This window comes from Actinomycetota bacterium (genome assembly GCA_005774595.1).
In the GTDB taxonomy this organism is placed as follows: Bacteria; Actinomycetota; Coriobacteriia; order Anaerosomatales; family D1FN1-002; genus D1FN1-002.
In genome coordinates, this window is sequence record VAUM01000076.1 from 1 (window position 1) to 7,186 (window position 7,186).

General features: G+C 67.2%; 7 protein-coding genes. All 7 read left to right on the forward strand.

Annotated elements, in window-relative coordinates; all coding sequences use genetic code 11:
- Positions 1–1,338 (forward strand): hypothetical protein (locus tag FDZ70_04575; GenBank protein ID TLM78058.1); only part of this gene is annotated, 1,338 nt, incomplete at its 5' end.
- A 24-nt stretch (positions 1,339–1,362) separates the two neighbouring features.
- Positions 1,363–2,529 (forward strand): hypothetical protein, encoded by a 1,167-nt coding sequence (locus FDZ70_04580; GenBank protein ID TLM78059.1) that lies wholly within the window; start codon positions 1,363–1,365, stop codon positions 2,527–2,529.
- A gap of 42 nt (positions 2,530–2,571) precedes the next feature.
- Positions 2,572–3,357 carry a tetratricopeptide repeat protein gene (locus FDZ70_04585; protein ID TLM78060.1) on the forward strand — a complete coding sequence of 262 codons (786 nt, stop codon included), beginning with the start codon at positions 2,572–2,574 and terminating at the stop codon, positions 3,355–3,357.
- Positions 3,276–4,622, forward strand: a complete 1,347-nt coding sequence (locus tag FDZ70_04590; protein TLM78061.1) for a hypothetical protein — start codon at positions 3,276–3,278, stop codon at positions 4,620–4,622. The genes FDZ70_04585 and FDZ70_04590 overlap by 82 nt, the downstream gene beginning before the upstream one ends.
- Before the next feature lie 181 nt (positions 4,623–4,803).
- Positions 4,804–5,634, forward strand: coding sequence for a hypothetical protein (locus FDZ70_04595; GenBank protein ID TLM78062.1), 831 nt, complete (start codon positions 4,804–4,806; stop codon positions 5,632–5,634).
- Positions 5,635–5,790: 156 nt separating this feature from the next.
- Complete coding sequence (locus FDZ70_04600; protein TLM78063.1) at positions 5,791–6,621, forward strand: hypothetical protein; 831 nt, start codon at positions 5,791–5,793, stop codon at positions 6,619–6,621.
- Between the two features lie 252 nt (positions 6,622–6,873).
- On the forward strand, positions 6,874–7,186 hold a 313-nt coding region (locus FDZ70_04605), incomplete at its 3' end, for a hypothetical protein (protein TLM78064.1).

A 7,186-nucleotide genomic window follows, 5' to 3' on the forward strand; every position in this document is an offset into this window, starting at 1 on the left:
ACCACGGTCGACGTCTGGGTCAACCGCGACCCGGACACCGTCCGCTTCATCGCGCGCAACCTCGAGTGCCTCCAGTGCCACACCGAGCTCATCCCCGAACTCACCTGGCCGGCCGTGCACGACCCCTTCCTGAAGAAGGAGTGCACCGTCTGTCACACCCCTCACGGCAAGGAGATCGAGTACACGGTCCGCGCCGGCGGCTACAGGACGTTCCAGCAGACGCGCATCCGCATGGAGTGGCTGCCGCTGAAGTTCGTGCTCTGGGCCTGGGACGGCGTCGCGGGCGTGACGGGCAGCCACAAGGGCGGCGAGCTCGTCTCGCAGCAGAGCGCCAAGGTCAAGGGCGAGAAGTCCGAGCTGACCATGCCCGAGACCGAGCTGTGCTGGATGTGCCACGGCAACCTGAGCCCGCAGATGAACTCGGACTACACGCACAACCCGTTCGCGAAGGGCTACTGCACCGCGTGCCACGACCCGCACGCAGCGAAGTACCGCGTGCTGCTCACGATGGACGAGCGCAACCTGTGCGTGACCTGCCACCCGATCGGCGCCCAGCTCGCGCGCGCCCAGGTGCACCCGCCGGTCCAGGAGCGCTGGTGCCTCAACTGCCACGACCCGCACGGCAGCGACTGGCGGGGCATCCTCGTCGACAACCAGCGCGACCTGTGCTTCACCTGCCACCCGACGGTCGCGCCGCTGTCGCTGAAGGCCGTGCAGCACAACCCGTTCCTCTACGACGACTGCACCGGCTGCCACGAGCCGCACGGCTCCAACTACATGCCCTTGCTGAACAAGAACACGCCGCCGCTGTGCTACGACTGCCACCCCGGCATCGCGAAGGACTTCGTCAAGACCAGCCATCACCCGGTCGGGACGGTGGAGCTGGACTGCCAGGGCTGCCACGACCCGCACGCGGCGGACTACCCGGCCCTGCTGACGGCCCGGAACAACAACATGTGCTACGAGTGTCATGGGTCCGCGATCCAAGCGTCCTACGACGCGTCTCTGCACTTCGACACGTTGTGCATCGACTGCCACACGCCGCACGGCTCCGAGTGGGGCCCGCTGCTCCAGCAGCGCACGCCGGACATCTGCCTGAACTGCCACGCCCCGCATCGCTACGACGATCCGGGCTACAACAACCATCCGGTCCGCCCGGTCTTCTACGACCCGCTCGCCGGCCAGCCGTTGACCTGCGTGAGTTCGTGCCATAATCCGCACGGCACGCCGTTCAGTGCCATGCTCAAGTGGCCCAACATGCAGACCTACGGCGGCCAGTACTGGGGCAAGGACTACATCTGCCGCAAGTGCCACTCGCCGGTCGGCGTGAAGTACTAGCGACAAGACGCGAAGGAACCGCCCGTGACCAAGCGTTCGCCGCTCGCGGCATTCTCCGACCCCGTCCGCCGTCCGCGGGCGATCATATGGTCCGGCGTGGCGGTCCTCGTGCTCGCCGTCGTCGTCATCTTCGCTCTCGGCGTCACCTCGACGCGCTGGTTCTGTTCCAAGAGCTGCCACAAGGTCCAGGACGACACGGTGTTGGCGTACGAGTCATCGTCGCATGCCAACATCTCGTGCATGGCGTGCCACGGCTACGCCGACGGCAACATCATCAAGTTCGTGCTGCACAAGGCGAAGTCGCTCGGCGAGGTCTACCTGACGGTCACGAAGCGCTACGAGCTGCCGCTCAACGCCGAGTCCCATCTCGCCGTCTCCGGCAAGGACATGGACTCCGAGCAGTGCGAGCAGTGCCACGGCCCGAACCGCGTCGCGACCCCGAGCGACGGCGTGCTGATCGACCACAAGGCGCACAAGGACAAGGGCATCCGCTGCACGATCTGCCACAACCGTGTGGCGCACCCCGAGGACTTCGAGCTGACGCTGGCCGACCCGACGACGGGCAAGCCGAATCGCAAGCACGCCGACTTCATGAAGATGAAGTGGTGCTTCCGGTGCCACACGCAGAACCCCGGAGCCGTCGCCGAGGGTCAGCCCAAGACCGTGGAGGAGGAGGCATCGGAAGAGGGCACCGGCGCCGAGGAGCTCGAGGTCGCCGCCCTGCCGGTCACCTACGAGGCGCCCGGCGCGTGCAGCGCCTGCCACCCCGCCGACTTCGAGCTGAAGCCGGCGAACCACCTCGAGCGGGGCTTCTACGCGAAGAAGGGCGCCTCGAAGGGCCACGCGGACATGGCGCTCGAGGACCGCGAGTACTGCGCGACCTGTCACAACCTCGACAAGTTCTGCTCCGGCTGCCACGGCCTGACGATGCCGCACCCGACGGACTTCGCCAAGAACCACGGCGACGTGGGCCACGCGAAGCCCAAGGTCTGCGACAACTGCCACGGCAAGATCGGCGCCAGTTCCGAGACCGAGTTCTGCGACAACTGCCATCACCAGCAGGCCAAGCCCGGCACCCCGTGGGTGAAGCAGCACTTCAACATCGTCCGCGAGACGGGCGCGTCGCCTTGCTTCGAGTGCCACAAGGCAACATACTGCGCCAGGTGTCACGTCCGCGGCTCGGTCGACTAGCCGCGTCGAAGAAGACCCTTTCCCCCGGAAGGATCAGTACCCATGTCCGAGAACGACACCCGCGCGCCTGAGGGCGCGCCCGCCCCCGACGCTTCCGAAGCGCAGGGGCTGGCCGAGCCAAGCGAGCCCTCTCCCGAGGTGCTCCGCCGCCGCCGCTTCAACCGCCTGTTGCGCCGCGCGGTCATGGCGTCGGTGGTGCTCACGCTCGTCGGCGTGACCTTCGTCGTGTGGTCCGTGACGAGCGGGCCGAGGCGCACCGACGCACCGGCCAACCAGGTCGAGTGGAAGATCGTCGAGCTGCGCGAGGTGGTCGCCAAGAATCCCAAGTCGGCGCGTGCGCACGCGAACCTCGGCGTCGCGCTGCTCGTCAACGAGCAGGAGGACGAGGCTCGCAAGGAATTCAACGCGGCGCTGAAGATCAAGAAGGACGATGCGGTCGCCATCACGGGCCTCGCGGAGATCGACTGGCGCCACGGGAACCATGACAAGGCGATCAAGTCGCTCACGGCGCTGTCCGTGCGCCAGCCCAAGAACCCGGATGTCTGGCTGCAGCTCGGCGTCTGGCTGCAGGCCGAGGAGCAGTGGCAGAAGGCCGCCGACGCTTACGAGGAGGTCCTGAAGATCAACGCGTTCGACTCGTCGACTCTCTATCGCCTCGGCGTGTGCTTCGAGAAGCTCGGCAAGCGCGAGCTGGCCATCGCCAAGTACCAGCAGTCGATCCGGTACGTCCCCGACTATGAGTACTCATGCGCCGCGCTCGAGCGCCTCGGCGTCAAGCCGGCGGCCGCTGCCAGCGGCTCCGCCGAGGCGACGGGAGGCGGCAAGTGAGCGACACTCCCTCGATCTACGACACGCCCGAGCCGGACGGCGTCGTCCGGCGCGACCGCTCCGACGAGCACCGCGAGTCGCGCAGCACGATCGTGCTGGCCGTCGTACTCGTGCTCATGCTGCTCATGCTGTGCGGGCTCGCGTTCTTCTACGTGAAGGTCGTCAACCCGCCCACCAAGGACGTCGAGATCACCGACCCGGACGCGAAGGTCAAGGTCGAGGAGATCGACCAGTACTTCGGCTTCGGGCCGGCGAGCAAGGAGCGCTTCCAGAACCCGCACGACGTCGCGGTCGCCCCGAACGGTGACTTCATCGTCACGGACGGCATGGCCCGCAACCTCGTCCGCCTCACCAAGCAGGGTGCCAAGGTCGCCGTCTACCACGGCGGCGTCTGGGGCCAGGGCAAGCTCGACTGCCCCGTGGGCGTGTGCGTCGGCGAGGACGGGCGCATCTACGTCACGGATTCGGGCAACGACGGCGCCCACGGCCAGCTCGTGATCATGTCGCCGGACATGAAGACCGTCACCAAGCAGGTCTTCTACGAGCCGGACAACCCGCCGCTCATCCCGCGCATCCTCAACGGCGAGCTGTACGTCACGTCGCGCGAGAACGTGCGCGTGTACGACCTCGAGGGCAAGAAGCTGCGCGAGTGGGGCGCCGGGTTCGGCAAGCGGCCCGAGGACTTCGCGCATCCCAACGGCATCGCCCGCCTGAGCACCGGGACCATCGTGGTCACCGACTCGCTCAACCGCCGGATGAAGTACTACACGGACCGCGGGCGGCTGCTGTCGACCGTGGGCACGCCGCCGGTCGACATGTACGACCGCGCCAAGTCGCAGTTCGAGCTACCCGCCGGCATCGCGATCGACGAGCACGACATGCTGGTCATCGTCGACACGTTCGCCAACGCGCTCGATCTGCGCAACCCGGACGGGACGCGCATCCAGCTCATCGGCGACACGGAGAGCATCAGCGGCGCGTTCTACCGGCCGACCGGCATCGCGTACGAAGGCAACGACACCTATCTGGTCACCGACCAGCTCAACCATCGCGTCGTCCGCGTACGCTTCGACATCCCGGCGAACCTGCGCCCGGGTGGCGGCAAGGGTGCGAACGTAGTGCTGGGCGAGCCGAGCACGTGGATCGGGCCGTGGTGCCTGTGGTGCCTGCCGCTGCTCGTGCTCCTGCTGCTGGTCGTCTGGATCGTGTGGCGCGCCGCCCGCAGGCGCCGCGAAGAGGCCGATCGACCGCTCGCGGAGGCGTGATGCGCAAGGTATGGACAACTCATGGCGGATAACCTAACTTAAGCTTGTGCGCGTGTGCGGCTGCGCTTCGCGCGTGCGTGTTGACACGGATGTCCGGGCGACATCGCCCACGAGATATCTCCGACCCCGGCCGGAAACGGCCGGGCACGGAATCCCTTCACGGGAAGGAGGTGCTTGCAAAGTGAAGAAGACCCTTCTGTTCGTGGCTCTCGCGGTGTTCGTGCTCGCGATGCCGGCCGTCGCTCTCGCGAGCGGCTGGAGCGTTCCGGCCGCGGGCGTCAGCCCGCATACGGGATGGCTCGACACGACCAACTACTGCAACCAGTGTCACGCCATCCACGAGGCCGAGGACGTCGGCGCGGGATACATCGACGGCCAGTACCTGCTGCGCTCGAGTTCTGCTGACGCGTGCAACTTCTGCCACGTGAACCCGGCCGATCCGTTCGGCATCGCGCAGGTGTACAACGCCAACCCGGCGAACTACCTGCTGGACAACGGCAACGAGCACACGCTGGCTGCCGCGACCGTTCCGGACTCGGGCGACGCTGTCGGTGAGGCAGACCCGTTGGACGACTACGTCCTCGCCTCGTTCACCTGCCTGTCGTGCCACTCTGTCCACGGCGCGGGCTGCATCCCCGGCTCGGCGATCCTGCTGGCCGACCCGCTGGACGACGGCGACGACGCGACGACCGAGACCGAGTTCTGCGCGGACTGCCACGACAACAACTACCGCACGGGTTGGGACAACCACGACGGCAACGGCGACGAGGTCACGCACATCATGACCGCGAACCTCAACGCTCCGGGCGGCTACGCCGCGGCAACGTCGGCTTCGTCCGACTGCCGTGACTGCCACTCCGGCGGTACGGGCGTGCAGGCCAACAGCTGGCCGCACTCCACGACCGGACAGCAGTTCCTGGTCGACGGGTACGACGGGAACGGCAACGGCGGCAACGAGATGGACATGGTCTGCCTCGACTGCCACGCCGGCTTGGTCGGTTCGAACTTCTAGTCGGAGCCCCACCTTCAAGGTGCGAGCACCGCTTGAAGACAGGGGCCCGAGGGCGACAAGCCCCCGGGCCCCTGTAGCAAGGCCCCACGGGGCGGGCGGCCGGAACACGGCCGCGAGGGCGCCCCGTCCGGGATCCCTTTCACGGGGAGGAGGTGCATGCAAGTGAAGAAGACCCTTCTGTTCGTGGTTCTCGCACTCTTCGTGCTCGGGATGCCGGCCGTCGCCCTGGCGAGCGGCTGGACCGCGCCGACCGCAGGCGTCAGCCCGCACACGGGATGGCTCGACACGACCAACTACTGCAACCAGTGCCACGCCATCCACGAGGCCGAGGACGCCACGTACCCCGACGGCGAGTACCTGCTGCGCTCGAGCTCTGCCGGCGCGTGCGACTTGTGCCACGTGAACCCGGCCAACCCGTTCGGCATCGCGCAGGTGTACGACGCCGACCCGGCGAACTACGCGCTGGACACCGGCTTCGAGCACACGCTGATCGCGGCCGTCGATGTTCCGGACTCGGCGGATCCGGCCGGCACGGCGGACCCGCTCTTCGACTACAACATCGACTTCTCCTGCCTGTCGTGCCACTCGGTCCACGGCGCCAACTGCATCCCCGGCTCGGCCATCCTCCTGGAGGACCCGATCGGTGACCTCGACGCCGCCACGACCGAGACCGAGTTCTGCGCGGACTGTCACGACAACAACGACGTGACGGGCTGGGACAACCATGACGGCAACGGCGACGAGGTCTCGCACATCATGACGGCGAACCTCAACACGCCCGCGGGGGTCCAGGCTGCGTCGTCGGCCTCGACCGATTGCCGTGACTGCCACTCCGGTGGTGGGTTCGTGCAGGCCAACAGCTGGCCGCACCTGACCGCCGGTGCCCAGTTCCTGGTCGACACGTACGACGGGAACGGCAACGGCGGCGAGGAGATGGACACCGTCTGTCTCGACTGCCACGCCGGCTTGGTCGGTTCGAACTTCTAGTCGTCACGGAAGCCCCTCCACGGTGTGACGGACGGCTCGAAGAGAAGGGCCCGGGAGCGCGAAAGCTCCCGGGCCCTTCCGCGTTCCGGGCGCGCGGGGAGCCGAGCACCTTGTCCGAACCGTTCGCGGATAGGGTCTTCCCTTATCGCGCATGAACGCCGACAATCCACACCAGAGGGAAACAGTCACGGCCCTCTCGCCGCCGCATGCGGAACGTGAGGGATCCCTTTCACGGGGAGGAGGTGCATGCAAGTGAAGAAGACTCTTCTGTTCGTGGCTCTAGCGGTGTTCGTGCTCGCGATGCCGGCCGTCGCTCTCGCGAGCGGCTGGAGCGTTCCGGCCGCGGGCGTCAGCCCGCATACGGGATGGCTCGACACGACCAACTACTGCAACCAGTGTCACGCCATCCACGAGGCCGAGGACGTCGGCGCGGGATACATCGACGGCCAGTACCTGCTGCGCTCGAGTTCTGCCGAGGCGTGCGATTTCTGCCACGTGAACCCGGCCGATCCGTTCGGCATCGCGCAGGTGTACGACGCCGACCCGGCGAACTACGCGCTGGACA

Excerpts from the sequence above, each read along its gene's own strand:
- FDZ70_04585 (TLM78060.1), top strand. The coding sequence starts at position 2,572 with ATGTCCGAGAACGACACCCGCGCGCCTGAGGGCGCGCCCGCCCCCGAC.
- FDZ70_04590 (TLM78061.1), top strand. The coding sequence starts at position 3,276 with ATGCGCCGCGCTCGAGCGCCTCGGCGTCAAGCCGGCGGCCGCTGCCAG.
- FDZ70_04600 (TLM78063.1), top strand. The coding sequence starts at position 5,791 with ATGCAAGTGAAGAAGACCCTTCTGTTCGTGGTTCTCGCACTCTTCGTG.